This is a genomic window from Paraburkholderia sp. A1BS-2L (assembly GCF_051125205.1).
Lineage (GTDB): Bacteria > Pseudomonadota > Gammaproteobacteria > Burkholderiales > Burkholderiaceae > Paraburkholderia.
Genome location: NZ_CP120430.1, coordinates 1,069,533 through 1,094,545 on the forward strand (window position 1 = coordinate 1,069,533; position 25,013 = coordinate 1,094,545).

Sequence of the window (25,013 nt, forward strand, 5' to 3'; positions counted from 1 at the left end):
GAACAGATATAGGCAGTATGCGGCGCACGCATCCTGCATGAGCGCGCATTCGATCCTGTCGCGCCCCGCACGCTTCACTTATTCGGTGGTTACGGTCAGGCATTGCTAACTTTTCGTTGATAATCGACGGAGCGTGGAAAGTACACGGCGTGAGCGGTCGGCGGGCATACTGCGACCTCCGACCGGACAAATCATTGATATCCGAACGAGCATGAGCGAAACGCAAGCCATCACCCAGCACCAGCAGGACCCGCAGGACCATTGGATCGAGACCCAAAAGGGCCGGCTGTTCGCACGCAGCTGGGGGACAGATGCTCCGCACACCTCGGCGAGCGAAGCGGCGGCGCGCCGCGCGCCGATTGTGCTGCTGCACGACTCGCTGGGCTGCGTCGCGTTGTGGGGCACATTTCCGCAGACGCTTGCGCGCGCAACCAACCGGCGTGTGATTGCGTACGACCGCGCTGGCTTTGGCGCTTCCGGCGCGCGCACGGACCGGCTAACCGCGTCGTTCGTGCGCGACGAGGCTCGGCATGATGTGCCGGCGCTGTGCGATCAGCTGGGGATCGATCGCTTCGTTGCATTTGGCCACAGCGTGGGCGGCGGCATGGCGATCGAATGCGCCGCGCAGCACCCGCAGCGTTGCGTGGCGCTCGTGACCGAGGCGGCGCAGACCTTCGCGGAAGATCGCACGCTGGCGGGCATCCGCGCGGCGCGCGAGCAGTTTCGAGATCCCGCGCAGTTCGCCCGGCTCGCGCGCTACCACGGCGAGAAGACGCAATGGGTGCTCGACGCGTGGATCGAAACGTGGCTCTCGCCCGAATTCGCCGACTGGTCGCTCGACACAGTGTTGCCGCGCGTGGAGTGCGCCACCCTCGCGATTCACGGCAGCCTGGACGAGTACGGCACGCGCGTGCACCCCGAGACCATCGCGGCGCGCGTGAGCGGCCCGGCCCGCGCGACGATCATGGAAGGCGTGCGCCACGTGCCGCACCGCGAGCAGGAAGCGCGGGTGGCGGCGATAGTGGGCGAATTTCTGCAAGGCGTCGAGGGCTGACCCGAGCGCACGAGAGGCCTCCGGAACGTGATTCGCGCCACCGGAATTATTTCGGAAATTTTTGGATTGGGGACTTCAAAAATCGGCAATGAGCCGATACAATCCCGTTCCTCTTGCTCAGGTGGCGAAATTGGTAGACGCACTATCTTGAGGGGGTAGCGCCGAAAGGCATGCGGGTTCGAGTCCCGCTCTGAGCACCAGAAGTTGTTCCGGCGAAAGCCGAAGTATTCCGACAAACCCCGCAAGATCAAGCTCTTGCGGGGTTTTTCTTTTCTCGGCGGTCCGGTTTGGTCCTTGGACAGCCGGTGGTATCGGGTGGTATTTTGGGTGGTATCTGGCTCGCTGCAGCCCTTCTCCGATAGGAGATACCACCATGCCGCTCACCGACACCCAGGTCAGGAACGCGCGTTACAACCCGGACGGAACCGGCAACCGCCTGTCAGACGGCGGCCGCATGTATCTTCAGCTCGACAAGTCCGGGGCGAAGTGCTGGCGGATGAATTACCGCTTCGCCGGGAAGGACAAAACGCTAGCGCGCGGCGTCTACCCGGACGTATCGCTGGCGGCGGCTCGGAAGAAGCGGGAGGAGGCTCGTGAGAAGTTGGCTGCCCTAGCAACGTCAAGCGCCTAGAGAAACGCGCCGCCAGGCTCGCGGCGGCCAACTCCTTCGAAGCAGTCGCGCGCGGCTGGATGCACGAACGCAAGAGCACGCTCGAGCCCGCGCAACACGAAAAGACGCTCTCCCGCATGGAAAACGACGTGTTCCCGTGGCTTGGCAAGCGTCCGATCACCGAAATCGACGCCCCCGAGATTCTGGCCGTCCTCAAGCGTATCGACGGTCGCGGCGCCCGCTTCACCGCCCACCGCGTGCGAAGTGAAATAAGCCGGGTATTCCGGTACGGGATCAAAAAAGGACACTGCAAAGCCGACCCCGCGCGGGACCTGGTGGGTGCCATTCCTCCTGCGCAAACGACCCACTTCGCGTCGATCACGGAGCCGACAAAAGTCGGCGAAATGCTGCGTGCATTCGACGGATTCACCCGCACCTTCCCCGTCCTCTGCGTGCTCAGGCTCTCGCCCCTTCTTTTCGTCCGGCCTGGAGAGCTTCGGCAGGCCGAATGGTCCCAATTCGATTTGGACAAGGGCGAATGGCGCTACCTCGTCACCAAGACCGAAACCGAGCATCTGGTACCGCTCTCCACGCAATCGATCGCCATTCTGCGCGACCTGCACGCACTCACCGGTGCCGGCCGCTATGTGTTTTCTGGCGCGCGCGATCGCAACCGACCGATGAGCGAGGCCGCGATCAATGCCGCGCTGCGCCGGTTCGGCTACGACACGCGCACGGAGATCACCGGACACGGTTTTCGTGCGATGGCGCGCACGATTCTGCACGAGGAACTCGAGCAGAAGCCGGAGGTGATCGAGCATCAGCTCGCGCACACGGTACCGGACAACCTCGGAACGGCTTACAACCGCACGAAGTTCATCAAGGAACGCCGGGCAATGATGCAGAAATGGGCCGATTACCTGGATCGGCTCCGATTGGGCGCAGAGGTGATTCGTATCGAGACTGGGAGAACTGCGACTTAACGGCGGCCACCACCGCTTTCGCGTTCAGAGATTTTCCGTATCGGGTGTGATCTCAAAACCACCGAATGCGTCATGAATGACCTTCGATCCGGATTTATTGTTGCCGGGCCCCGTCTTTGTCCGCGATGGTGTACTGCCCTGCTGATCGGACGGCCGCAGGGCCGGGTAAGTGCCGGACGGGTCCGCTGTCCCATGCGAATGGGGTGAGCCAGCCGCTCGACGAGTGTTTGTTCGTCGTTTCGTCGCATCCTGGAGCGCGTATCGGAGTGCGCAGGCCGTTACGTCGATGCGGGCCTGCTTCGCCTGATCGATAGTTGTTCGAACGAATATCCCTTCGCGCGAGCCGCATTGATATGGGCTCGGACCTTTGGCATTGCATCGCGTACCGTGACGCGCCGTTCCGATGGTGGCTTTTCCGGTAGTGCGTCGAGTCGCCGGGCAAACTCGTCCCATTGTGCTTTCGTGTAGGTCTTCGGTGCGGGTATGGCGACCGTCCATTTGCATTGGGTGATTGGAGCGCTTGAAGCCATCGTGTATCCCATCGGACAGGGCGTCAATGCCGCAGTCACGCGGAAAGCAGACGTTTGCGGAACACCTCGGATACACGCGGAACGCGTTGGAACGACATATTTTTTTGTTTCGTGGTGAGAGCACAACGCCAATCGTCGGCCCGTGTCATTCCTCAAACATACGCGTGAGATTTGAAAAGACAGTTCTGCAAACGAGCAATGGATGGCGCATGAGGCATATCGCGCGACGCTCGGTGCAGCTGTAATCGGCGGGACGATCGCCGCGGACGTTCCGCGGACGCGTTTCAAAAGCTCTCCTGAGAGCCAGAACACCGCGCGAAGTTGCCGAAGTGGATATTCCGCGGCCGCCAACGCGAGGGTCTCGGACCGCGATGGAAGTGTCACTGAAGACGAGTTGCGGAGCAGACCGGCACCCTGCAGCAGCTTGCCGGTCCGACTACAGCGCGTTTATAGGCTGTTAATCCCCGGTGGTTCTAACTGCGCAGCTTGCTACACCGCGATGCAGCAAGGCTGCCCCGGACCGGACAACCAACATGCCAAGGCGCTGTTCCAGCCTGGCGTGGCATCGTGTGAAGACCCCGCCGATATGCCAGCTAAGCTGGACGTCGTAGATACAAACGATGTTTTCGAGAATGGGCCCAGCGCTCTCACTGAGTATCCACGGCCCGCCGCTTGCTTGAACAGCCGCTATGGCTTCTATCTCGCGCTCATTGCCGGGCGCACCCAACGAGGTGTGGTCAATCGATTTCGTGATGGATGCGCTTTCCAACGGCCGGCGCGTGAAGTGCCTGACCGTCGTCGACGACTTCACGAAAGAGGCTATCGACATTGTCGTCGACCATGGCATCTCAGGTTTGTATGTCGCTCGGGCATTGGACCGTGCAGCTCGCTTCCGTGGCTATCCCAAGGCGGTGCGAACAGACCAGGGCCCCGAATTTACGAGCCGCGCGCTTGACCAGTGGGCGTATGCGAACGGCGTCACACTGAAGTTGATTCAGGCGGGCAAGCCAACGCAGAATGCGTACATCGAATCGTTCAACGGCAAGTTCCGCGACGAATGCCTTAACGAGCACTGGTTCACGACGCTCGCGCACGCTCGGGCTGTCATCGCGGCATGGCGTCAGGACTACAACGAGCAAAGGCCGCACAGCGCACTGAACTACCTTGCGCCGTCAGAGTTTGCGGCGAAACACCGGGCAACCGCGGATGCTCCTGCCGCTTTCCAGGAGTTGGTTTAAAGGGACTTTGCTAGAAGCTCATTGGCCTTATTGAAGGGGGCAGGTCAATGTTTCGGAGGACCCGTACAGTCGAGCCAAGAAGCTGAGTTCGAGTACAAAGACGGCGTTTGGAAGCGATCGCGGGACTGGAACGACTGATCGGAATACCACTATGAGCGATATCAACGAACATCAATGCGCCGTTCGCTTCCGGTTGGAAGCAGGCGATGAAGACCTGATTGTCCACGGACACAGCAATGGATCATGGAACGTCTCCAAAGGGAATGGCAGGCTGCTCGCCGCAGCCGGATCGGAGAACGCCGAGCCGCCAACGATCGTTAAGATCGGTCAGTCCGATAGTGTCGGACAGGTTGCGCCGGATGTGATCGAGTGGGGCGACCACGCGTTACAAAACGGTTCAAAAGAAGCCGTGGTAGTGGCATAGGAAAACGGGGTGTCGTGGACGACCCGATACTACGCCGACAGTTTGCGTGTCCCGGCCGCGCCGTGCCGCGACATTCCTCCTGTAATGTCAAATGGAGCGAGACTACATCGCCGGGCGGTACGCGGCATGTCTGGCAGCGTCGGAGGACAACGAACGCCTGGACGGGAGCGCTGGTTCGGTGCGAAAGCGAATGGGTCATATCGACCCGAAGCGGTCTTTCCACCTGCGGGCGCCATGAATACGCGCACCTTCATCTTCCGTACACCATACTATCAGTTTCTCTAATGATGCCGCAGGCCTGATTTGATTTCTTGAATGTGTCACTACACTCGTCTCCAGCGATACGCCATTTTGGATGGCTATCCGGCGTTTCACTCTTCTAATCTGGAGACCTATTGTGAGAGACAACCACGCTCATATGAGCGGCTACGTGCACCGATTTTTAGCCAGTATTGCGCTTTTCCTGGTGTCAGTGGCCCCGGCCATGGCGCAATCCACATCCACCGGAGAACTGCCCCACGTCGCAGTGCTGGCAACCGGCGGCACGATCGCCGGTACCGCAGGGAGTGAGACGCAAACGACGGGCTACAAGCCAGGCGTATTAACGGCTGACGCGCTTCTCAAATCAGTGCCGTCATTAGGCAAGATTGCACAGGTGTCCGGTGAACAGATTTCGAACGTCGGAAGCGAGAACATCACTAACGATATCCTCCTGAAACTGGCCAGGCGTGTGAATCAGCTTCTGGTTCAACCGGATATCGCGGGTGTCGTGGTTACTCACGGCACCGATACCCTCGAGGAAACCGCATATTTCCTTGATCTTGTCGTCAAGAGCGACAAGCCTGTGGTAGTCACGGGTTCGATGCGACCGTCAACGGCGATCAGTGCTGATGGCCCGAGCAACCTCCTGCAGGCAGTCACCGTTGCCGCGTCGCCGGAGGCACGTGGCCGTGGCGTGATGATCGTGCTGAACGACCGGATCGGTTCGGCGCGCTACACCACGAAGACAAACGGCACCACGCTGGATACGTTCAAGGGAAACGACGCTGGTTACCTGGGCACGCTGGTAGACGAGGTTCCTCACTTCGAGACGGCCGTGTTGAAGCGCCACACCACATCGACGCCATTTGACGTGTCGAAGCTAGATTCGCTGCCGGAAGTCGATATTGTCTACGGCCACCAGAACGACGGCGGCTTCATGTACGACGCCGCAGTTTCGCACGGCGCAAAGGGCATAGTCGTTGCGGGAGTTGGCGCAGGCAGCGAATCGCTTCTTACCCTTCCCTCGATCAAGAAGGCGATTGCCAAGGGGTTGATTGTGGTCCGCTCCTCCCGTACAGGGGGCGGATTCATACCCGAAGATCCAGCCTACGTGGGTCTTCTCGGTGACGACCTGAACCCCCAAAAGGCACGCATTCTCCTGATGCTCGCGCTTACGGTAACCAAAGATCCGTCACGTATCCAGGCAATGCTTCACGAGTTTTGAATTGTTATCGCCGGTTGAGGTGCAGCGGGACGACGATTCGTATGGGCGCGACGGTGCTGTGAAAGCGCCGTCGCGCCGCGTGTCGTTCCGGGAGACGCCAGAGCCGTCCCCAGTTCGAGCCCCCAACACGCCTGGCGCCCGTTGCAGTGCTCGACTTCAACCACTGCGTCACATACTATTAGATGCATTGATACTGCCGCCTGACATGCTGTTTTTTTGATTCTGACTCCCTACACTGGTTTTTGAAGGCGCACGCAGGCGCCTCGCTGATAACCAGAGTTCAGGAGACGAAAGTGAGCAAGCAGATATTGATGGAGGATGTTCCGCTGCGCGGCTTCCACGTGCGCGTGGCGTTCAGCGGTACAGGCGGGCAGTTCAGCGACGGTTTTGTGCTGGGCATTATTGGAATCGCCGTGAGCATGGCTGCCGGCGCACTTCACCTGAACGCAGTCTGGATGGGGGCGCTCGGTGCGGCGTCGCTTGCCGGCCTCTTTTTCGGAAGCATGTTTGCGGGTCCTGTGGCGGATCGTTATGGCCGACGCACCATCTTCGCCTTCGACATGCTGCTTTTTGCCGTGATATCCGCAGCGCAATATTTTGTGACGGCGCCGACCCAACTGCTGGTGTTGCGCGTACTGCTTGGGCTCATTCTCGGCGCCGACTACGTCGTGAGCAAGTCGCTCGTCACGGAGTTTGCTCCACGCCGCTATCGTGGCCGTCTCCTGAGTGTGCTCGCCGCGGCCTGGGCGGCAGGTTACGTTTGTGCGTATCTCGCAGGCTTCGCCATTCGCGATATCGGCCCCGACGCATGGCGGATCATGCTGGCCGCCAGTGGGCTGCCGGCACTGCTGATCCTGCCGTTCCGTCTCGGCGTACCCGAGTCTCCCATGTGGCTGATGAAACGCGGCCGCAAGGACGAGGCACTGGAAATCATCCGTGCAAAGTTCGGACCGGAGACCATGCTGCCTGCATCGACGGCCGTGCCCCAGCAACGTCGTGGTGTGTGGTCAGAACTGTTCTCGGCCCGTTGGAGAAAGAACACCCTGGTCGGCTGTGTGTTCTACACGTGCCAGGTCATTCCTTACTTTGCGCTCGGCACGTTTTCTCCAAAGGTACTGCAAGCCTTGCAGGTCAAGGACGGCTTTGTCGGCGCCCTCGTTTATAACGTACTGCTCTTCGCCGGAGCAATCTTTGGACTGCTGATCGCCGACAGGCTCTCGCGTCGCGCATTTCTCGTTGGCAGCTTCTATCTGGCCGCAATCGGACTGGCGGTGCTCACCTACGCCGGATTCGGGCCGCTCGGCACAATACTCGCATTTGGCATTTTCGCCTGCATCCTTTCTGCCGCTGCGAACCTCGAGTTCGTCTATCCGCCGGAGCTTTTCCCGACCCACCTGCGCGCGTCCGGTGTAGGGCTGGCCGTCGCCTCCAGCCGCTTCGGTTCTGCGATCAGCACGTTTCTTCTGCCTGTGGCTGTGCAACAGGTCGGCATCCACGCCGCGCTCGGTGTGTGCGTGGCCGTCCTGGTGTTCGGTGGCGTGTTCTGTCACTGGTTCGCACCGGAAACCGGCAAGGAGAGTCTTTCGGATATGAGCTCGGGTCACGGCAGCAATGAACCGGCGGTGGACGACGGCCAGAACGTGAGCCTGCGCACAGCGGCGCATCGCAACGGAAACCCGGGCGTCTGACGTTCCGACGCGCGTTGGCGCACGCCTGGCAACGTCTGCTGACCGAAACTAAGGGAGAGCGGATCGTGTCGTCCAACAAGCCAATTGATATGTACGCGGTACAGGTCTTCGTCGCGGTGGCGGAAGAGGGCAGCATGTCTGGGGCAGCCGCACGCATGGGCATTTCCCAATCCGGTGTCTCGCAGATCATCCGCCAACTCGAAGACGAACTGGGGGTTGTGCTGGTCAATCGCACGACCCGTCCCCTCGCGTTGACGCCGTACGGCATCGCATTGAGGAACCGCGGCACGGTACTCAGTGAGGAGATCGCCAACCTGAAGGCTCAGGTTGTCGAAGCGGGGCGAGGCATCAAGCCTGATCTTCGCATTGGACTTGTCGACTCGTTCGCTTCCACCTGCGGCTCGGCTTTTACGAAGCGGTTGTTGGGAAAGGTGTCGCAACTGTCCATCCGTACGGGATTGAGCCCGCAGCAAGGCGAGGCGCTGCTGCGGCGCGATCTGGATCTCATCGTCACGAGTGACGCGTTGATAGACGCCAATGACGTCGTCCGGTTCCGGCTCTTCTCCGAGCAATACCTGGTCATCACGCCCCGGGATTTTCGCAGGTCGATCCGAACCGTGGAGGACATCCGGGCGTTGTCCAATGCATTGCCGATCGTGCGCTTTAACCGGAAATCACAGGTGGGCATGCAGATTGAGCGTTATTTGCGGCGCATCGAAGTGCGTGCACCGAACCGGCTCGAACTCGATACCGCCGATGCGCTCACGTCGATGGTGGCAGAGGGTATCGGATGGGCAGTGACCTCGCCGATGTGCCTGCTCCAGGGGGCGGCTTATGCCGGCCAGGTGGCCACCCACGTGGTCGACAGGCTGGGGCTTGAACGGTCGCTGTACCTGGTAGCGCGTCGGGATGAATACAGCGCCTTTTTCGAAGATGCATGTGATACGGCATCCGAAGTTATCGAAACATCATTCCTGCCGAGAGTGAGGAAAGCACTCGGCGAGGAAATTAAAAGACTCATTGCTGTGGGAAACAGGAACTCAAATGAACAGTCAAGCCAAAGCTGAAACGCGTACGGAACGCGACTACGTCGGCGAAGTTGATATTCCCGTCGAAAAATTATACGGCGTCAACTCGGTAAGGGGCGTCGACAATCTGACGATTTCGCTGCTCAGCATTGCGCACTATCCTGCGTTTGCGGTGGCCTTCGCGCAGTGCAAATGGGCGGCGGCGCTCGCGAACCGCGACAACGAGGTGATCACGCTGGAACAATGTGATGCAATCAGCCGGGCGTGTCAGGAAATCATCGAAGGCAAGCTCGGCGACTCCCTGATCGTTGATCTGCTCGAAGGCTCGGGTGGAACCTCGACGAACATGAACTTCAACGAGGTGATCGCGAATCGGGCGCAACAGATTTTGGGGCATACGCCAGGTTCGTACGACGTGATCCATCCCAACGACCATGTCAACCGCTCGCAGTCCACGAATGACGTGTATCCGGCCGCGCTGAAAATTGCGACCTACGCGATGCTTGGACCGCTCAGTGCGGAAGTAGAAAAACTGGCTGAGAAGTTCGAAGGTAAGGCTCTCGAGTTTGCCGAAGTCCTTCACCTCGGCCGAACGTGTCTCCAGGATGCGCAGCCGATGCGCCTCGGCCAGCTTTTCAGCGGTTATGCGTCGCTTGCGCGACGTCTGGCGGAAGAGTTGGCGGCGGTGCGCGACAAGCTGCGGACACTGCCGCTAGGTGGTACGGCAATCGGTACGGGCTTCGGTGCGCCCGCTGGATATCGATCCGCGGTCTACCGGCACCTCTCGGATATCGCGGGTGTCGACTATGTCGCGCCGGCAAACCCGTTCGACGCGATGCAGAACATGGACGTGTTCTCGCGCGTTTCGGGGGAGCTTCGGACCTGTGCGGCGTCCATTGCGAAAATTGCATCGGACCTTACGGTGCTGTCCTCGGGTCCAGTGGGCGGAATTGGGGAGTTGCGCCTGCCGGAGGCGCAGGCCGGCTCCTCGATCATGCCGGGCAAGGTGAACCCCGTGCTGCCAATGGCCATGATCCAGCTGAGCTTTGCAGTTATCGGAAATGATGTCGCGGTGGCTCAGGCCGTGCAGTATGGCGAGCTGGAAATCAATCACTTCGAGCCTGTCGTGGCGTCGCGCGTGTTTGACAGCATCATGCTGCTGACCAACGGCATCCAGCGGTTCACGCAGAAGTGCGTTGCCGGCATTACCGCAGACGTTGCGTGCAACGAACGACACCTGATGGACTCGATGGCTGTGGCGACGGCGCTCGTGCCGAAACTTGGCTATGCTCGAATGAGCAAGCTGGCGAGGCAGTCGGTGGCGGAAGGTCGGCCGCTGGTGGAGATTCTCGACGAATCTGGCCTTCTGTCGCGCGATGACACCCTGTCGGCGATCGACGTGGCGTCGTACCCGGTTTTTGAGCCGCGTTGATTGACCCCTGGCCGGCCGCGCAAGATCACGGACGGCCTTTGCAACATTGTGGAGCGAGTGGGAAATGATAGGAAGGGACGAACTGCTCACGCTGCTCGAGGAGCAAGAGGTGCCGTTTGAGTGTGAGGACCATGAGCAGGTGCTCAACATGGCGGAATCCGGCGCGCTCAAGCTTTCGCTCGATGGTGCGCGCTGCAAGAATCTTCTGTTCCAGGACAAGCAGGGCGGTTTATACCTCGTCGTCACGACCGCGCATAAATCGCTGGACGTGTCCGCGGTCGCGAAGACGCTGAACAGCAAACGTCTCTCGTTCGCTTCGGCCGATCGCCTTTTCGATCTGCTTGGGGTTCGGCCCGGTTCGTTGAGCCCACTCGCTTTGGTCAATGACCGCGCTCATGACGTTCGCCTCGTCATCGACGATGACCTGGCGCACGAACGGGTCTTTTTGTTTCATCCGCTCGATAGCACAGCGACAATCGCGTTGTCGAGACAAGATCTCGAAGATTTTATGAAGCACATTGGTCACGCTCCGTCGTGGCACGCCCTCGAAGCGAGACAGGCAGCTTGAAGCGTCAACTCACGCTGGCAATTATCGGGATGTCGGGAAGTCCAAATCGAGTAAAGCTCGCCATTCCGGACCAATGGCCGATTTCAGCGGTGAACCGTCCCCTGAATTATAGGGCGCTTGAAGAGGCTGCCTGTGAACGCCCACATTTTCGCGGATTAGCGATCGGATAACGTCCGCAAGCGAGTTTTTCGGATCAGGGCAGCCAGTTCACGGCGAACGTGTTCACTGAGGCCGTGCTGGTCCGAGACATCCGGCTGTCGACGGATGGCAAGGGAAGCTGGCGCGACAACGTGTTCGTCGAACGGGGGTGGCGCAGCATCAAGTACCGGCGAGCCGCCGGGCCGCGAGGCCTATCCCGGCGATATCTTCTATCTGCACGCGCGGCTGCTGGAGCGCGCGGCGAAGCTGAGCCCCGCGCTGGGCGGCGGTTCGCTGACCGCGCTGCCCATCGCCGAGACCGACGCGGGCAATCTCTCGGCCTACATCCCTACGAATCTGATATCGATCACCGACGGCCAGATCGTGATGGATGCCGCGCTGTTCGCATCCAACCAGCGGCCGGCGGTCAACGTGGGGCTGAGCGTGAGCCGCGTGGGCGGCAAGGCGCAGACGGCCGCGCTGCGCCAGGTGGCCGGGCCCCTGCGGCTTGACTATGCGCAGTTCCTCGAATTGGAGATATTCACGCGCTTCGGCGGCCTCACGGATGCGCGCGTGAGCGCGCAGATCGCGCGCGGCGAGCGGATTCGCGCCTTGCTCGCGCAGCCGCGCCTCAGCGCGCTGGGCACCGGCGACCAGGTGGCGCTGCTCGCCGCGCTCGCCGAAGGCGCGTTCGACGCGGTGCCAGCGAGCGTGGCCGCGCAGATTCGCGATCGCCTCGCGCAGCGGCATGCACAGCAATCGACAGTTCATTCGGATACCGAAATATCACAGAACCTGGACCAGCTTCGCGAGTGGGTGCGCGAGCGGACTTCCGATACGGCGGTGGGCGGCGCGTCTGCCAGGGAGCACGAATGAGCGGCAAGCTCGGCGAAATCGAGAGCTGGATCGCGGCGACGCATCAACTCGATGCCGTGATCGCGGCGATGCGCGGCATTGCGGCCTCGCGCTCGCACGAGGCGCGCGAGCGGCTGGCCGGCATCCGCGCGGCGGCGGCGACGGCGGCGACGGCGGCGACGGCGGGGGCGGCAATCGGTGAAGTGCTTGCGTTCGCGACCTAAGGCGCGGCCGGCGGTCCAGCGGCCGGCACGCCGGCCGTGCGCGACAGCGCGGGGGGAGGCGACGTGTGCATCGTCGTCGGCACGGAGCAGGGCTTCGTCGGGGCGCTCAACGACGAGTTGGTGGAGTACGCGCTGCGTCAGGACGGCGGTGCGCATGCGTACCGCTGGCTGCTCGTCGGTTCGCGGCTCGCGAGCGCCGCCGCCTCGCGCGGCCTGAGCGCTGTCTGGTCCGCACCGATGGCGGTGCATCCCGACGCCATTCCGCAACTGGCGGTCCGCATTACCGATGCGCTCTACGCGCGGCTCGCGCCCGGCCAGCGCGTCGCCCGGATTTCGGTGGTGAGTGCGCAGCCCGGCGAGTCACGCTTGCAGATCGCGCAGCGCATCCTCATTCCCTTCGATTTCACGCGCTTCCGGGTATCCCCGCGCGCGCAGCCACCGCTTGTCAACGTCGCGCCGGCGCGGCTGCTGTCCGGTCTCGTCGACTTTTATGTGTTCGTGCAATTGTGTGAAGCGCTGATGCCCTCGTTCGCGGCTGAAAACGAAGCGCGCGTGCGCGCGATGCTCGCGGCGCGCACCCACGTGCAGCAGCGCCTGAATGATCTCACGCAGCACTATCGGGCAGTGCGCCAGGAGGAGATTACCTCGGAGATCGTCGAGCTGAGCGCCGGCGGCGAGGCTGCCCGTCGCGCCGTGGATTGATCGGCATCAGCCGAGCGGTCCCCGCGATGTTCGAACTGGCGCGGGATCTCGCACTCGACGTCTCGGGCATCAAGGTCGGTGTGAAAGATCGCATCGTCACGTTGTCGGGATGGGCGCCCGACTATGCGCAGAAGCTGGCAACCGAGCGCGCCGCCGAGCGCGTGGCCGGTTGCCGCGCGATCGCGCTTGGAACTGTCGAACGACCCGCCGCCGGACCCCGACCATCCCGACGCCTATCTAGCCACCGCGATCATGGGCGCCTTGCGTTGGCAGACGAGTTTGAGCCCGAACCGGGGTGCGCGTGGAGGTCGAACATCGCTGCGTGACCCTCATCGGCGAAGCGGACCTGTGTTATCAGCACAACGCCGCGGAGAGCGTCGTGAGCCGCATGCGCGGCCTGGTGGGCGTGGCTAACCGGCTGAGCGTGCGCCATAGCGATGCGGCGCTCCACGGCGCTCAGCATATCAGCGCGGCGCTGGCGCGCCCTGCGCAACGCGAGTTCGCGGGCATCCACATCGACGAGCACGACGGCGTGATGACGCTCATCGATACTGTCGCCTCGCTGCATGAGAGGCTTGCGGCCTGCGGCGCCGTCTGGTTCACGCGCGGCGTGCGCGCCGTCGTGGACCGGCCGGTTGTGTAGTGAAGAGGAATGCAGATGGAATCGCGTATCCGGAACACATCGCTAGCGTCGAAGTTGATGCCGGCCAGCGCTGCTGCCGCGCTGATCGAAGGCCGTGCCGCTCGAACTGGCGCATCTGATCGATAAGGCGCACGCGCGCGGCGAGCGTTTTGCGATTCCGTGCTCACGGGCGCGTCCGCCGCGCCGGAACTCGATTGAGTACATGAACATCCATCTCGGCTAGGTAGCGCAGCACGCGTAGTTCGATTTTTTTGCCGCCATGGCCACGGCACGGAGAACCCTCTGTGCGCCTTGCCTGGTGACATGAATTTAACATAATTCTATTTTCGACATTCCATTTGTAGTCCATATTATATCGGGGTGCCGTGAGGCACGGGCTTGCGTTCGTACCGGATTTCGAGCACGGAAAGGAGATTGCCTGCCAAAAATTGCGCCAGCACCACCATCACCAGGACCACACATCGCCCTCGGATGGTTCCTGTGAAGAGCGGGGGGAACTCTTCCCAATGATGCGAAAGACGCGGGCCACGCACGCAGGTGAGGCATGCGTCGAGCGGATGATGAATACCCGCCGATCGCGTTTGCCATTCCCCGGAAACACGATGAAGCCGCGGAATTCCAATGTCAATGGTCCGACGGCTTCAGGCCCGCACCGCATGAGCATGGCGCGGTCCCTTCAACGAACGCGCCCAATGCAAGCGCATTCTCCCCGTCCCATCACGATGCGTGAGCGACACCGTACTGCGACGACAGATAGCGCCGGATGTCGTCAGGTGCATTGATGAAGCGCATTCCGTTGTGTTCAAGCACATCTACGGACGTGTCCTTTACCGCCTGGCCGCTACCAATCACGATCACGGGTGCCGACTGGTTGGTTTCGCCGATCAGTTCGACGATTGCCTTGCGCGGACGCGGGGCATCGATGTATTCGACGTCGACGTTGTTGCGCAGTTGCGGGAAAAAGCTCAGCAGCCCCTCGACGGCAACCGAGTCGCCGCAGTAGAGGGGACCTTCTTCACCGCTAAAGAATCCAGGACGCAGAATGAACAGTTTGTCTTTCATGATTGTCTCGCTGTGGTTGGAAATTCAGAGTTGAGGTTCTACGTACGTCGATTCACGATTCCATCGGCACGAGGGTCGCGGCTCTCAGTCGCGAGAAACCGGCTTCGAGGTCGGCGATCATGTCGTCGGGATGTTCGAGGCCCGCGTGGATCCGCAGCAGTGGGCCGTCCCACGGCCATTGTTTCGCCGTGCGGTAGCTCCCCGGGCTGGAGCGCAGAATGAGACTTTCGAAGCCGCCCCAGCTATAGCCCATGCCGAAGCAGGACATACCGTCGAGCAACGCGCGCATCGCCTCCTCGGATTGCGGGTGCAACACAACCCCAAACAGACCACTCGCGCCTGTGAAGTCGCGTTGCCACAATGCGTGTCCCGGTGAACCAGGCCGAGCCGGATAAAGAATTTCGGCTACTTCCGCCTGCTGCGCGAACCAGTCCGTCAAGGCATGCGCATTACGCTGGTGCCGCTCGAGCCGAACCGCGAGTGTTCGCAAGCCGCGCAGCGCGAGATAGGCATCGTCGCCGCTCACCGTCATGCCTAATTGCCGATAAAAACGGTTGATCTTCGGATATAGCGACTCCGTCGTGAGGATCACGCCCATCAGCAGATCGGAGTGCCCCGAGATGTACTTCGTTGCGGCATGAATCGATACGTCGACGCCATGCTCGAACGAGCGGAAATAGAGCGGCGTGGCCCACGTGTTATCCATCAGCACGATTGCACCGTGACGATGCGCGATCCGGCTGATCGCCGGGATGTCCTGCACTTCGAACGTCAGCGATCCGGGCGACTCGACGAAAACTGCGCGCGTGTTCGGCCGCATCAGCGCCGCGATGCCGGCGCCAATCGCTGGATCGTAGTAGGTCGTTTCGATGCCGAGGCGCATGAGCGTTTCGTTGCAGAACGTGCGCGTCGGGTCGTAGACGGAATCGGTCATCAGCAGATGATCGCCGGGATTCAGCACGGCGAGCAGCGAGGTCGTGATCGCACTGAGTCCGCTTGGTGTGAGCATCGCATGTTGCGCGCCTTCGAGTCGCGCGAGCGCGTTTTCGAGCGCGCGCGTGGTCGGGCTGCCGCCGCGCCCGTACGCGTTTGGCGTGCCGCTCGCGGTCCTCAGCGCTTCGAGATTTTCAAACAGCAGCGTCGATTGACGATAAACCGGCGGATTCACCGGCGCGCCGAGCTGGTCGTGCTTGCGGCCCTCGTGGGCCAGAACGGTGTCGGTCGAATGCATTGCGTTCAAGGTGTGGTCCTCTCTATCGTCGGTTCAATCGGGGTGTATCGAGCACCGCCGCGATATCACTACCTGTGCTGTGCGTGAAGACATATTAATTTCGCGGACGCGAAAAATGTTTTTAAAGAATCGCGCCGATCCCGCTAAGATTGGGAAAAGTTTCTAACCCGGAGGAGATATGGATAAACGTGATGCGCAGATACTCAAACTGCTTCAGGCGGATGCCACAATCGGACTGAATGAACTGGCCAAGGCGGTCAATCTTTCGCCGACGCCGTGCTGGAGGCGCCTGCAGAAGCTGCGCGACGATGGGGTGATCTGCCGGCAGGTCGTGCTTTGTGATCCTAACAAGCTAAATCTTGGACTTACGGCATTCGTGACAGTGCGCTCGAACCAGCACGGTGATGCGTGGACAACGAGATTCATCGCCGCCGTGCGGGCGATCCCGGAGATCATCGAGATCCATCGGATGAGCGGCGATGTCGACTACCTGCTCAAGGTCGTCGTGCCGGATATCGCCGGCTACGACAGCGTCTACAAGCGGTTGATCAAAAGTGTCGAACTGATGGACGTGAGCTCGGCGTTCGCGATGGAGGTGATCAAGCGAACAACAGCGCTTCCACTCGATTACGTGGTGAGTGAATAACGAAAACGCGCGACCTGCCGACAATTCAATTGTCGGCAGATCGCGCGTTTATTGGCATTGCATGCCTGGTCTATGATGCTCCGAAGTGGCTCAGTCGCTGCGAAACGCCTCGCGATAAGCGAACAGCGCGGGTACGCCGCCGGTGTGTACGAAGAGCACCGGCCCCTTTCCGTCGAACCGACCGCAGGCGATTCCATCGAGCAGGCCGGCCATCGCCTTGCCCGTGTAGACGGGATCGAGCAGCAATCCTTCGGTCCGCGCGAGCAGGCGAATTGCGTCGAGTCCGGCGGTATTGGGCTCACCGTAACGTGGTGCAAAGTAAGCGTCCCATAGATCGACGCGCATCGCCGGATCCGGTTCGAGTTCGAGCAGCTCGCTTGTCTGGTCGACGAGGCCTTGTACCTTCGGACGCTGCGCTGCCGAAGTGCGCGACACCGTCACGCCAATCACGGGCGTCGATGGCATCTCATGAGCAAACGCGAGCGCGAGACCTGCGTGCGTGCCCGCACTGCCGGACGCGAGCACGACGGCCGAAAATTCTAACCCCGCCGCGCGGATCTGCTGGTCGAGCTCGAGGCCCGCACGCACATAGCCAAGCGCGCCAAGCGCATTCGATCCGCCGACCGGAATCACATACGGCCGTCGCCCTTCGTCCCGAAGTTGCTGCGCGACGGTCTCGAGCTGCCGGTCTGCGTCGTCCAGATTGGCGACCTCATGGACCCTCACACGGAACAGATCGAGGAGCAAGCGGTTGGCGTTGCGCAGATAATCGTCGCGCGTAGTGCTGATCGGATTCTCCAGCAGCGCGACGCAGCCGAGTCCCAGTTGTGCCGCGAGCGCCGCGGTTTGCCGAACATGATTCGACTGGAGTGCGCCCGCAGTCACGAGCACGTCGGCGTTCTGGCGTATCGCGTGTGCACCGAGATACTCGAGCTTGCGCAGCTTGTTGCCGCCCATGGCGAGCGAAGTGAAATCGTCGCGCTTCACGTAGATGTCGCGACCGACGTGCTCGGACAGTCTCGGCAGCCGCTGCAGCGGAGTTGGTGCGTCGATGAGATTCAGGCGCGCAACGTTATTCAGTCTTGTGGTAAGCGTTGTCGTTGTCATGCGGATGGCACAGGTGTCGGGTTTGAAGGCGCCACCGCCGGTTAGAGGGCGGTGCGCTGCGGCTCAGTGGAGGATCTTGTCGAGGAAATCGCGTGCACGCTCGGAACGCGGCGTATGAAAAAATGCGTCGCTCGTTGTGTCTTCGACGATCACGCCACGATCCATGAACAGCACGCGATGCGCAACTTTGCGTGCGAAACCCATCTCGTGTGTGACGCAGACCATGGTCATCCCGTCGCGCGCGAGCTCGACCATGACATCGAGGACTTCGTTAATCATCTCCGGATCGAGTGCTGACGTCGGCTCGTCGAACAGCATCGCGATCGGGTTCATCGAGAGCGCACGGGCAATCGCAACGCGCTGTTGCTGCCCGCCGGACAACTGCCCGGGAAACTTCTGGGCGTGCGCTTTGAGCCCGACGCGATCGAGAAGACGCAGCCCGATGTCACGCGCCTCGTCCATGGGCCGGTGCAGCACTTTCGTCTGGGCCAGTGTCAGGTTGGCCAGCACGGTCAGGTGAGGAAACAGCTCGAAGTGCTGGAACACCATGCCGACGCGCGAACGCAGTTGTGCGAGCTTCACCGTTGGATCGTCTAGCCGGGCACCGTTCACCGTGATGCAGCCTTTCTGGAACGGTTCGAGACCGTTGATCGTTTTGATCAAGGTAGATTTTCCGGATCCGGACGGGCCGCAGACGACGACCACTTCGCCTTTCGTGACCGCTGCGCTGCAGTCGGTGAGAACCTGATGCTTGCCGTACCACTTCGAGACGTTGTCAAGGGTAATCATGTTCGGATTGTTCGTGAAAGAGGAACGCAGCCGTCCACGGTCCGGACGGCCGGCGGGTGCTCAGTGCGTCGACGGCAGCGCGCAGCGCGTTTCAATGCGGCCCTGGAGCCACGCGAGCAACGTGCTGAGCACCCAGTAGATCGCGGCGGCCGCAAGATACAGCGGAAGCGGCTGGAAGGTGGAGGCGATGACTTCTTGAGCCGAGCGCAGCAGCTCGGTGACGGTGATGACGGAAACGAGTGACGTATCCTTGACCAGACTGATAAGCGTGTTCGAAAGGCTCGGCACTGCGAGACGCAGCGCTTGTGGACAGACGACGTAGCGCAGCGTCTGTATGTGCGTGAGACCCAGGCTGTGCGATGCGGCCCACTGGCCGCGGCCGATACCCAGGATCGCGCCGCGCATGCTCTCAGACAGGTACGCGCCGGCGTTCAGCGTCAGCGTGAGAATGCCGGCTGAGGTTGGATCGAGCGAGATACCGACGTCGGGCAGCCCGTAATACACAACGAACATCTGCACGAGGAGCGGCGTACCGCGCATCAGGCTGACATAGCCTTGCGCGATCGAGGACAGGAACCGGTTGTTGCCGATTCGTACGATCGCGACCAAAAGGCCGACGATCAGTCCCAGCACCATCGATGCGACTGCGAATTTCATTGTGAGCACGGCGCCCGTTGCGAGGACGGGAAGGGTGTGCACGACCAGATCAAATGCGTCCATGAACTCGACTCCAGATCATTGTCGGGCGCGCCGGCGATGCGATCCATGCCGGTGCGCGCGTATCGTTGCTTGATTGGGAGGGTTAGTGGGAGTTCGGGGCCGCCGAGACGTCGGCACCAAACCATTGCATCGAGATCTTCCTGAGCGTGCCGTCCTCGCGCATCGAGGCGAGCGCGCCGTCGATCGCTTTCTCGAACTTCGGATTGCCCTTGCGGAAAGGGATGCCCATCTTCGTGTCGGCGCCCGGAATCACACCGCTCGCACGCAGCGGCAGATGCGTGGTCTTGATCAGGTAAGGAACCATCAGGCGATCGTTCACTGCGGCATCGAGCCTGCCGGTCGCAAGGTCGCGCAGAATTTCGGACTCGCCGGGATAAATCTGCGCGTTGATCGCGGGCACCGTTTTCACAAGCTCCGCATAGTTGCTGCCGAGCACGACGCCCATCTTGAGGTTCTTCAGGTCGTTCAGCGACTTGAACGCGCGAGTATCGTTCTCGCGCTGCAGCAGTTGCGCGGCCGAGTACACGTAGGGCTGGCTGAAGTCGAGCGCCTGCTGCCGCGCTGGCGTGATCGCTACCTGGTTGACGATTACGTCGAACTTGCCAGCCTGAAGGCCGGCGAGAATACCGCTCCATTCGGTCGTGACGAACTGTGGCTTGACTCCGAGCCGCGCGGCGACGGCCTTCGCAACGTCGACGTCGAATCCTTCGAGCTGCCCGTCGCTGTTACGGTAATCGAACGGAGGGTAGGTGCCTTCGAGCGCGACCTTCAGCACGCCGGCCTGCTTGACCGTGTCGAGCAGGTCAGCCGCATGCACGGATGCGCTCGTGACGCCGAGCAGAGCGGCGACTAGTGCTGACGTGAACAGCGGTTTGAACGACTTCATCTTTGTCTCCGTTGGTAACAATAAAAGTGGATGTTTTCTTTTAGATTTGAAGGGCGATTGAAGCGCGCGAAGCGCAGTTTTCGCACATGGATCGGGGTGCACCGGTCACGGTTACGAATGCGGCTCGACTGATGGCAAGCTTAGTGTTGTCAGAATGGAAAGTGTTTCCAAAAGCGTGCGCACATCAATCGATTCCTGGAAAATTTTTCTAGTTCTGACCCAGGTTGCGCAACCGGCCTGCTATCGGTGCGACCGCGGTGTGGTGCGGGCCTACCCGCGTGCGCCGCGGTTGCTCCAACACCGGTAGCGAGCCCGCGTGCTATGCATGAGGCGCGCTTTTTGCGATCAGGCCGGGCGCTATCGCGAAGCTGAACGGAATGGTCAGCGCGACGGGCGACAGCGTACGGTCGAGTTCGGTCACCATCGGTAAAGAGGCAACGATGCCGTCTAGCGGTGCGTGTGTTGGGAGGTCGCGGCATTCGTGATGAACCACTTGCGGCCGTTGATCACGTAGTCGCCGCCGTCACGCTCGATGCGAGTCGTAATGTTTGTCGCGTCCGACGACGGCCCGCCCGGCTCCATCATCGCGAACGCCGAGCAGATCTCGCCGTGCAGCAGCGGCAGCAGCCACTGCTCGCGCTGCTCGGGCGTTGCGAACATGTGGAGCAGTTCAGTGTCGCCCGTCGGTTCTTACGGCTACAGCGGCACGAATTCGCAAGCGATGGTCAACATCGGTCTGCGTCACCACTTCTGATAACGGACGGGCACGCGTGTCGGCGAGATCGTGCCAACGACGCGTGCCGCTTATGAACGCGCGGCGGCATGTGGAAGCCGCGCAACGTCGGAGGTCTAGAGTCCGACTTCCTTCAGCTGGGCCGCGGCGGCCGCTTGCCGATGTTTTGTGACGCAAGCGGGCTGTCGCCTGCAATGAGCTTGCGATCGATGTGGCAACTGCCGTCGATGCCCTTGTTCAACACTTTCACGCCGAGCTTCAGGAGGCTCTCGCCGACGAGCCAGGGCAGCGGTCCCGGCATGTAGCCGATCGCGAGATTCGCGCCCTTGTCGAGCGAATCGGGGAACACGCAAATCGCGTAACCGTTGAACATGTAGGTGGTCGGAACTTCGTCGATAGCAGCGGAAAGCAGGCAGGACGGACCGTGGCACAACCTGACGACGTACTTGTCACGATCCGTCGCCCACTTGAGCACCTGCTTGACCTCGCCCGCGAGCACACCATGGCCGCCCGGCACGAACACCGCGATATGTTGCAGGTTCGATATTATCGTCGGCGCGACGGGATGGTGTATCGCGCTAGCGACGCCAGTTCCGTCCATGTAATTTGTATGACTAATTATAAAAAGCTTTCGCGATCGGTAAGAGCCTCGAGATACGAACACTTATCTTTATGGCTGCGATTCGCGGAGCGCCGAGGAAAAATTGGGGCAGCCGCGAATTCCAGGGAGGAGCCTCGGCTGCTCCATCGATCCCACCGTGCTGGCCGCGCCACGCAGCGGGCGTTAATGCGGGCTGTACGTTGACTTTCGAGCCAGTTCGAGATCTCTTCAGGAAATGTCCCGATATGGCGCTACTAGCGCCGATCGCCGTCGCAATGTCGTGTAATCCGATAGGGCGGAGTCCGATCGAGGGAAGCCCGCACGAAGACTGGGTACGCGCATCTTCGGCATCGTGCGCGCATTGTTCGGCAAATGCGGCCACTCCATTCGGCGGCGGGCTCTTTTTCGCGCTGCGCGCACCCTCTACATTGTCGTTGAGCACCGACGCAAGCCGCAGCGGGGCAAGCGGACGGTTCAACCCCATTTTGGAGATTTGTCATGGCCAGGCTCGAAGGGAAAGTCGCGCTCGTTACGGGCGCATCGAAGGGAATTGGCGCGGCGATTGCCACTGCGCTCGCGAAAGAGGGCGCGGCGGTCGTGGTGACGTATGCGAGCAGCAAGGCGGGCGCGTTGGCGGTCGTCGAGCGGATTCAGGAAGCGGGTGGCAAGGCGACGGCCGTGGGCGGCGACGTCTCGCAGCCCGCCGACGCCGCGAAACTCGTGCAAACGGCCATCGACTCGTTCGGCCGGCTCGATGTCGTCGTGAACAATTCGGGCGTGTACGCGTTTTCGCCGGTTGAGGACATTACCGTCGAGGAATTCCATCGGCAGTTCAACACGAACGTGCTCGGCCCGCTGCTCGTCACGCAAGCGGCCGTGAAGCACCTTGGCGAAGGCGCGAGCGTCATCAATATCAGTTCGGGCGTCACGCGCATCACGCCGCCCGCTAGCGCGATTTACACCGGCACCAAGGGTGCGCTCGACGCTATCACGAACGTATTGGCGCTGGAACTCGCCTCGCGCAAGATCCGCGTGAATTCGATCAACCCCGGATACGTGGAAACGGAAGGCACGCATAGCGCGGGCATCACCGGCTCAGACATGGCTTCGGATTTCATTGCGAAGACGCCGCTTGGCCGCGCCGGCCAACCGGAAGATATCGCCGACGTCGCGGTGTTCCTCGCCTCCGACGAAGCGCGCTGGCTGACCGGGGAGCATGTGCTGGCCGCGGGCGGTTTCCGCTGATCGTCAACGCGTGGGCAACGAACGCATTGCATGAATGGCAATCACGCGCCGCTGGCGTTCGCGCGGGCTGCCTTTCTCGCTTTGTTCCTACGCATGAAGAAAAATGACGTACGTGCAGCCGCACGTACTTCGAGAACCTCCACTATAGTCGCGAGAATGCCTGCACTAATCGACTTCGATTCCATGTCTCCACTCCTGGCCATGTATTCGGTTGGCGATTAGTTCGTCGAGTGCGTCACGAGTCGCATTCCCGGTGACGGATGGACAGCGACGGCGCGCATTTCCCGAAAGTCGAAAAAGGACCCCAAGGCGGTTTTCGCGAGCATGGTGGAGTGCCCGTCAAAAAAGGACGCCGAGCGCGTCGCAATCGAGTGGGCGCGCGAGTGGCTAATGACGCGGAGCGACCAAGTCGAATTAGCACTTGAGCACGTCCGCGCCACATAGTCGCCAAACGCTTTCAGGTGCGGTGCGTGACCTCAACCTGGCTATGATGATGGTTTCGCCACTTGGAGCCACCCGTGTGCACCAACTATGCCGCCGCGCGCCGCGACCAGCTCTTCAAGCACTTCGGGATAGAGCCACCCGACAGTCCATGGCGCGAAGAGGTCTACAAGGACTATCCCGCGCCGATCATCCGGCGCGTGAATGGGTCCCAGCGGGCAGACGTGGCGACGTTCGGCATCGTGCCGCGCAAGCACATCCCAGAAGGCGTGAGGCCCTTCGATACGATGAACGCTCGCACTGAGACCGTGGGCGAGAAGCGCAGCTTCAGCGGGGCATGGAAAAAGCAGCAGCGCTGCCTGATCCCGGCTGAGGCGTTCTACGAGCCGAATTACGAGAGCGGTAAGGCGGTGCGGTGGCGCATCGGCATGGCCGACGGTGCGCCGTTTGCGATTGCCGGTCTGTGGCGCGAATGGAGTGAGCCAGAAGGGGCGGCGCTGTCGTTCACGATGCTGACGGTCAACTCGGATGAGCATCCGCTGATGAACCGCTTTCACAAACCGGGAGACGAGAAGCGCTCGGTGGTGATCCTGCCGCCGGCGGAGTATGAGAACTGGCTCGCATGCCATTCGATGGACGAGGCGCGCTCGTTCCTGAACCTCTTCCCCGCGGCACAGATGCATGCCGAAGTGTTCCCGGCACCGCCGCGCGCTGCGAAGGCGAAAGCCTCGGTGGGCTAGCGCGTCCGATCGCGCGATTTCGACATCCCAAGCCCGCCACCTGGCGGGCTTTTTTCGGGGCGCGCGCCGGCCGCGATGCGCCCAAAACAAAAAAGGCCCCGTTAAAACGGAGCCACTTTCGGATGTGCAAAGGTACAACTGCGATTCTAAGGTACAGCGCCATGAGCGTGAATCGCTCAAAGCCTTATGTATCGGCTGGCCGAGAGAGGGGGAGTAAGCGGCTCGCCAGGGCCGGTCCCCGATTCGCGCGCGCGTGGCGCATGATGTGAGAGCGTGGGGAGGTCCGGGTAGATCTCGTGAGATCGTTCCATGATCGCGGACACGATCTATCTGGATCTACCCGGTCAAACGTTGGGCGTGGGTGGAGCGGCCGGCTTCAGTTTGTCAGCCACGTTCCAGGGAAGCAGTTCGTCGATGCGGTTGACCTTGTGGTCCGCAATATGAGTGAGCACGTATTCGAGGTAGCCACGTGGGTTGATTTCGTTGAGTTTGCATGTACCGATGAGACTGTACATCGCCGCGGCGCGCTCACCGCCGCTATCGGCGCCAACGAACAGATAATTTTTCCTGCCCAACGCTACACAACGCAGGGCATTTTCTGCAAGAACATTGCTGATCTCGGCGCGTCCGTCCTCGCAGTAGAACGTGAGCGCCGCCCAGTGGTTCAGCGAAATCGCTCGACGTGGTCAGCCTTATGGTAGCGGGCTAGGCAAAACACGCTGGGTTGTTGAGCGGACCATCTCGTGGCTTCACAACTTCCGCCGACTGCGCATCCGCTTCGAACAGCTCGCTTCTATCCACGAGGCTTTCCTCAGAATCGCCTGCTGCATCATATGCTGGAGACACCTGCAAAAGTCATTCTGTTAACACCTCTAAGGCCGCTCTGGAGCGGACAGCGCGCACTTACTTGATAAGTCCCTTCTGTCTTCGATAGACGTCGGTAGGCAGGCCGCCCCATCCCCAGTTTTCCGTTGGCACTTCTTCGATGACGACGAACGTCGCCTCCAGCGGTTTGTTCAGGACGTCGAGCAGGAGCTGGCTCACGCCCTTGATGAGCAGGGCCTTTTCTTCCGCCGTGACGGAATCCGTGCCGGGCCGCGTGCCCTCGCGTGTAACCTGAATTGTGACGATCGGCATTTTGCTTTCCTTAATGGTGGTCGTGGCAGGGAGTGCCGGCGAGCGGCGCTCCCCCTCGGCCCGGTGGTGCCA

At 61.2% G+C, this 25,013-nt stretch carries 22 protein-coding genes, 1 tRNA gene and 6 pseudogenes; 19 read left to right on the forward strand and 10 right to left on the reverse strand.

The window, feature by feature from the left end:
* Positions 1-211: 211 nt before the first annotated feature.
* The 15 genes and pseudogenes from P5W98_RS29385 to P5W98_RS29455 all read left to right on the forward strand — a co-directional run bounded on the left by P5W98_RS29385 (position 212) and on the right by P5W98_RS29455 (position 13,603).
* On the forward strand, positions 212-1,054 hold the full coding sequence (locus P5W98_RS29385; RefSeq protein WP_421027304.1) for an alpha/beta fold hydrolase: 843 nt from the start codon (positions 212-214) through the stop codon (positions 1,052-1,054).
* 115 nt (positions 1,055-1,169) lie between these two features.
* Positions 1,170-1,254, forward strand: a tRNA-Leu gene (locus tag P5W98_RS29390).
* 173 nt (positions 1,255-1,427) lie between these two features.
* Positions 1,428-2,647 (forward strand): annotated as a pseudogene (locus P5W98_RS29395) (tyrosine-type recombinase/integrase).
* A gap of 1,240 nt (positions 2,648-3,887) precedes the next feature.
* Positions 3,888-4,415 (forward strand): annotated as a pseudogene (locus tag P5W98_RS29400) (IS3-like element ISBam2 family transposase); the annotation flags it as partial.
* A 151-nt stretch (positions 4,416-4,566) separates the two neighbouring features.
* A complete protein-coding gene (locus tag P5W98_RS29405) occupies positions 4,567-4,839 on the forward strand; it encodes a hypothetical protein (RefSeq protein WP_421027305.1) in 273 nt (90 codons plus the stop codon).
* A 397-nt stretch (positions 4,840-5,236) separates the two neighbouring features.
* Positions 5,237-6,325 (forward strand): type II asparaginase, encoded by a 1,089-nt coding sequence (locus P5W98_RS29410; protein ID WP_421073389.1) that lies wholly within the window; start codon positions 5,237-5,239, stop codon positions 6,323-6,325.
* A gap of 293 nt (positions 6,326-6,618) precedes the next feature.
* The gene (locus P5W98_RS29415) at positions 6,619-8,013 is read left to right on the forward strand and encodes an MFS transporter (protein WP_421027307.1); all 1,395 of its coding nucleotides are present in this window, start codon (positions 6,619-6,621) and stop codon (positions 8,011-8,013) included.
* A 65-nt stretch (positions 8,014-8,078) separates the two neighbouring features.
* Complete coding sequence (locus P5W98_RS29420; RefSeq protein ID WP_421027308.1) at positions 8,079-9,080, forward strand: LysR family transcriptional regulator; 1,002 nt, start codon at positions 8,079-8,081, stop codon at positions 9,078-9,080.
* A complete protein-coding gene (locus tag P5W98_RS29425) occupies positions 9,058-10,473 on the forward strand; it encodes an aspartate ammonia-lyase (protein WP_421027309.1) in 1,416 nt (471 codons plus the stop codon). The genes P5W98_RS29420 and P5W98_RS29425 overlap by 23 nt, the downstream gene beginning before the upstream one ends.
* 64 nt (positions 10,474-10,537) lie before the next feature.
* The gene (locus tag P5W98_RS29430; protein WP_421027310.1) at positions 10,538-11,041 is read left to right on the forward strand and encodes a prolyl-tRNA synthetase associated domain-containing protein; all 504 of its coding nucleotides are present in this window, start codon (positions 10,538-10,540) and stop codon (positions 11,039-11,041) included.
* Positions 11,042-11,365: 324 nt separating this feature from the next.
* Positions 11,366-12,055 (forward strand): annotated as a pseudogene (locus tag P5W98_RS29435) (F0F1 ATP synthase subunit alpha); the annotation flags it as partial.
* Positions 12,052-12,258 carry a hypothetical protein gene (locus P5W98_RS29440; protein WP_421027311.1) on the forward strand — a complete coding sequence of 69 codons (207 nt, stop codon included), beginning with the start codon at positions 12,052-12,054 and terminating at the stop codon, positions 12,256-12,258. The pseudogene P5W98_RS29435 and the gene P5W98_RS29440, both read left to right, overlap by 4 nt.
* 63 nt (positions 12,259-12,321) lie before the next feature.
* Complete coding sequence (locus P5W98_RS29445; RefSeq protein WP_421027312.1) at positions 12,322-12,960, forward strand: F0F1 ATP synthase subunit gamma; 639 nt, start codon at positions 12,322-12,324, stop codon at positions 12,958-12,960.
* Positions 12,961-12,986: 26 nt separating this feature from the next.
* Complete coding sequence (locus tag P5W98_RS29450; protein WP_421027313.1) at positions 12,987-13,286, forward strand: BON domain-containing protein; 300 nt, start codon at positions 12,987-12,989, stop codon at positions 13,284-13,286.
* The gene (locus tag P5W98_RS29455; RefSeq protein WP_421027314.1) at positions 13,283-13,603 is read left to right on the forward strand and encodes a hypothetical protein; all 321 of its coding nucleotides are present in this window, start codon (positions 13,283-13,285) and stop codon (positions 13,601-13,603) included. Before P5W98_RS29450 ends, P5W98_RS29455 begins: the two co-directional genes overlap by 4 nt.
* Positions 13,604-14,320: 717 nt before the next feature.
* On the opposite strand, the gene P5W98_RS29460 is transcribed toward P5W98_RS29455, so the two are convergent.
* Positions 14,321-14,665 (reverse strand): DUF3088 domain-containing protein, encoded by a 345-nt coding sequence (locus tag P5W98_RS29460; protein WP_421027315.1) that lies wholly within the window; start codon positions 14,663-14,665, stop codon positions 14,321-14,323.
* 52 nt (positions 14,666-14,717) lie between these two features.
* Entirely contained in the window at positions 14,718-15,905 is a 1,188-nt protein-coding gene (gene metC, locus P5W98_RS29465) for a cystathionine beta-lyase (RefSeq protein WP_421027316.1), read from the reverse strand.
* 169 nt (positions 15,906-16,074) lie between these two features.
* Between metC and P5W98_RS29470 the strand changes: the two genes are divergently transcribed.
* On the forward strand, positions 16,075-16,542 hold the full coding sequence (locus P5W98_RS29470) for an Lrp/AsnC family transcriptional regulator (RefSeq protein ID WP_421027317.1): 468 nt from the start codon (positions 16,075-16,077) through the stop codon (positions 16,540-16,542).
* A gap of 90 nt (positions 16,543-16,632) precedes the next feature.
* Here P5W98_RS29470 and P5W98_RS29475 read toward each other — a convergent pair whose 3' ends face one another.
* The 6 genes and pseudogenes from P5W98_RS29475 to P5W98_RS29500 form a co-directional block, all read right to left on the reverse strand.
* Entirely contained in the window at positions 16,633-17,649 is a 1,017-nt protein-coding gene (locus tag P5W98_RS29475; protein ID WP_421027318.1) for a D-cysteine desulfhydrase, read from the reverse strand.
* Between the two features lie 63 nt (positions 17,650-17,712).
* Entirely contained in the window at positions 17,713-18,438 is a 726-nt protein-coding gene (locus tag P5W98_RS29480) for an amino acid ABC transporter ATP-binding protein (RefSeq protein ID WP_421027319.1), read from the reverse strand.
* A 60-nt stretch (positions 18,439-18,498) separates the two neighbouring features.
* Entirely contained in the window at positions 18,499-19,158 is a 660-nt protein-coding gene (locus P5W98_RS29485; protein WP_421027320.1) for an amino acid ABC transporter permease, read from the reverse strand.
* Positions 19,159-19,240: 82 nt separating this feature from the next.
* Complete coding sequence (locus P5W98_RS29490) at positions 19,241-20,044, reverse strand: transporter substrate-binding domain-containing protein (protein WP_421027321.1); 804 nt, start codon at positions 20,042-20,044, stop codon at positions 19,241-19,243.
* A gap of 471 nt (positions 20,045-20,515) precedes the next feature.
* Positions 20,516-20,728 (reverse strand): annotated as a pseudogene (locus P5W98_RS29495) (acyl-CoA dehydrogenase family protein); the annotation flags it as partial.
* A gap of 182 nt (positions 20,729-20,910) precedes the next feature.
* A complete protein-coding gene (locus P5W98_RS29500) occupies positions 20,911-21,378 on the reverse strand; it encodes a hypothetical protein (protein WP_421027322.1) in 468 nt (155 codons plus the stop codon).
* A gap of 498 nt (positions 21,379-21,876) precedes the next feature.
* On the opposite strand from P5W98_RS29500, the gene P5W98_RS29505 reads away from it, so the two are divergent.
* Both P5W98_RS29505 and P5W98_RS29510 read left to right on the forward strand, forming a co-directional pair.
* On the forward strand, positions 21,877-22,623 hold the full coding sequence (locus tag P5W98_RS29505; protein ID WP_421027323.1) for an SDR family NAD(P)-dependent oxidoreductase: 747 nt from the start codon (positions 21,877-21,879) through the stop codon (positions 22,621-22,623).
* Between the two features lie 518 nt (positions 22,624-23,141).
* Positions 23,142-23,804, forward strand: a complete 663-nt coding sequence (locus P5W98_RS29510; protein ID WP_421027324.1) for an SOS response-associated peptidase — start codon at positions 23,142-23,144, stop codon at positions 23,802-23,804.
* A gap of 344 nt (positions 23,805-24,148) precedes the next feature.
* Here P5W98_RS29510 and P5W98_RS29515 read toward each other — a convergent pair.
* Positions 24,149-24,475, reverse strand: a pseudogene (locus P5W98_RS29515) (transposase domain-containing protein); the annotation flags it as partial.
* A gap of 1 nt (position 24,476) precedes the next feature.
* Between P5W98_RS29515 and P5W98_RS29520 the strand changes: the two are divergent.
* Positions 24,477-24,671 (forward strand): annotated as a pseudogene (locus P5W98_RS29520) (transposase); the annotation flags it as partial.
* Between the two features lie 36 nt (positions 24,672-24,707).
* On the opposite strand, the gene P5W98_RS29525 reads toward P5W98_RS29520, so the two are convergent.
* A complete protein-coding gene (locus tag P5W98_RS29525; RefSeq protein ID WP_368602461.1) occupies positions 24,708-24,941 on the reverse strand; it encodes a tautomerase family protein in 234 nt (77 codons plus the stop codon).
* Between the last annotated feature and the right edge of the window lie 72 nt (positions 24,942-25,013).

Excerpts from the sequence above, each read along its gene's own strand:
- P5W98_RS29450 (WP_421027313.1), top strand. The coding sequence starts at position 12,987 with ATGTTCGAACTGGCGCGGGATCTCGCACTCGACGTCTCGGGCATCAAG.
- P5W98_RS29525 (WP_368602461.1), bottom strand. The coding sequence starts at position 24,941 with ATGCCGATCGTCACAATTCAGGTTACACGCGAGGGCACGCGGCCCGGC.
- P5W98_RS29485 (WP_421027320.1), bottom strand. The coding sequence starts at position 19,158 with ATGGACGCATTTGATCTGGTCGTGCACACCCTTCCCGTCCTCGCAACG.
- P5W98_RS29440 (WP_421027311.1), top strand. The coding sequence starts at position 12,052 with ATGAGCGGCAAGCTCGGCGAAATCGAGAGCTGGATCGCGGCGACGCAT.
- P5W98_RS29480 (WP_421027319.1), bottom strand. The coding sequence starts at position 18,438 with ATGATTACCCTTGACAACGTCTCGAAGTGGTACGGCAAGCATCAGGTT.
- P5W98_RS29385 (WP_421027304.1), top strand. The coding sequence starts at position 212 with ATGAGCGAAACGCAAGCCATCACCCAGCACCAGCAGGACCCGCAGGAC.
- P5W98_RS29490 (WP_421027321.1), bottom strand. The coding sequence starts at position 20,044 with ATGAAGTCGTTCAAACCGCTGTTCACGTCAGCACTAGTCGCCGCTCTG.
- P5W98_RS29500 (WP_421027322.1), bottom strand. The coding sequence starts at position 21,378 with ATGGACGGAACTGGCGTCGCTAGCGCGATACACCATCCCGTCGCGCCG.
- P5W98_RS29505 (WP_421027323.1), top strand. The coding sequence starts at position 21,877 with ATGGCCAGGCTCGAAGGGAAAGTCGCGCTCGTTACGGGCGCATCGAAG.
- P5W98_RS29425 (WP_421027309.1), top strand. The coding sequence starts at position 9,058 with ATGAACAGTCAAGCCAAAGCTGAAACGCGTACGGAACGCGACTACGTC.
- P5W98_RS29475 (WP_421027318.1), bottom strand. The coding sequence starts at position 17,649 with ATGACAACGACAACGCTTACCACAAGACTGAATAACGTTGCGCGCCTG.
- P5W98_RS29430 (WP_421027310.1), top strand. The coding sequence starts at position 10,538 with ATGATAGGAAGGGACGAACTGCTCACGCTGCTCGAGGAGCAAGAGGTG.
- P5W98_RS29470 (WP_421027317.1), top strand. The coding sequence starts at position 16,075 with ATGGATAAACGTGATGCGCAGATACTCAAACTGCTTCAGGCGGATGCC.
- P5W98_RS29460 (WP_421027315.1), bottom strand. The coding sequence starts at position 14,665 with ATGAAAGACAAACTGTTCATTCTGCGTCCTGGATTCTTTAGCGGTGAA.
- P5W98_RS29405 (WP_421027305.1), top strand. The coding sequence starts at position 4,567 with ATGAGCGATATCAACGAACATCAATGCGCCGTTCGCTTCCGGTTGGAA.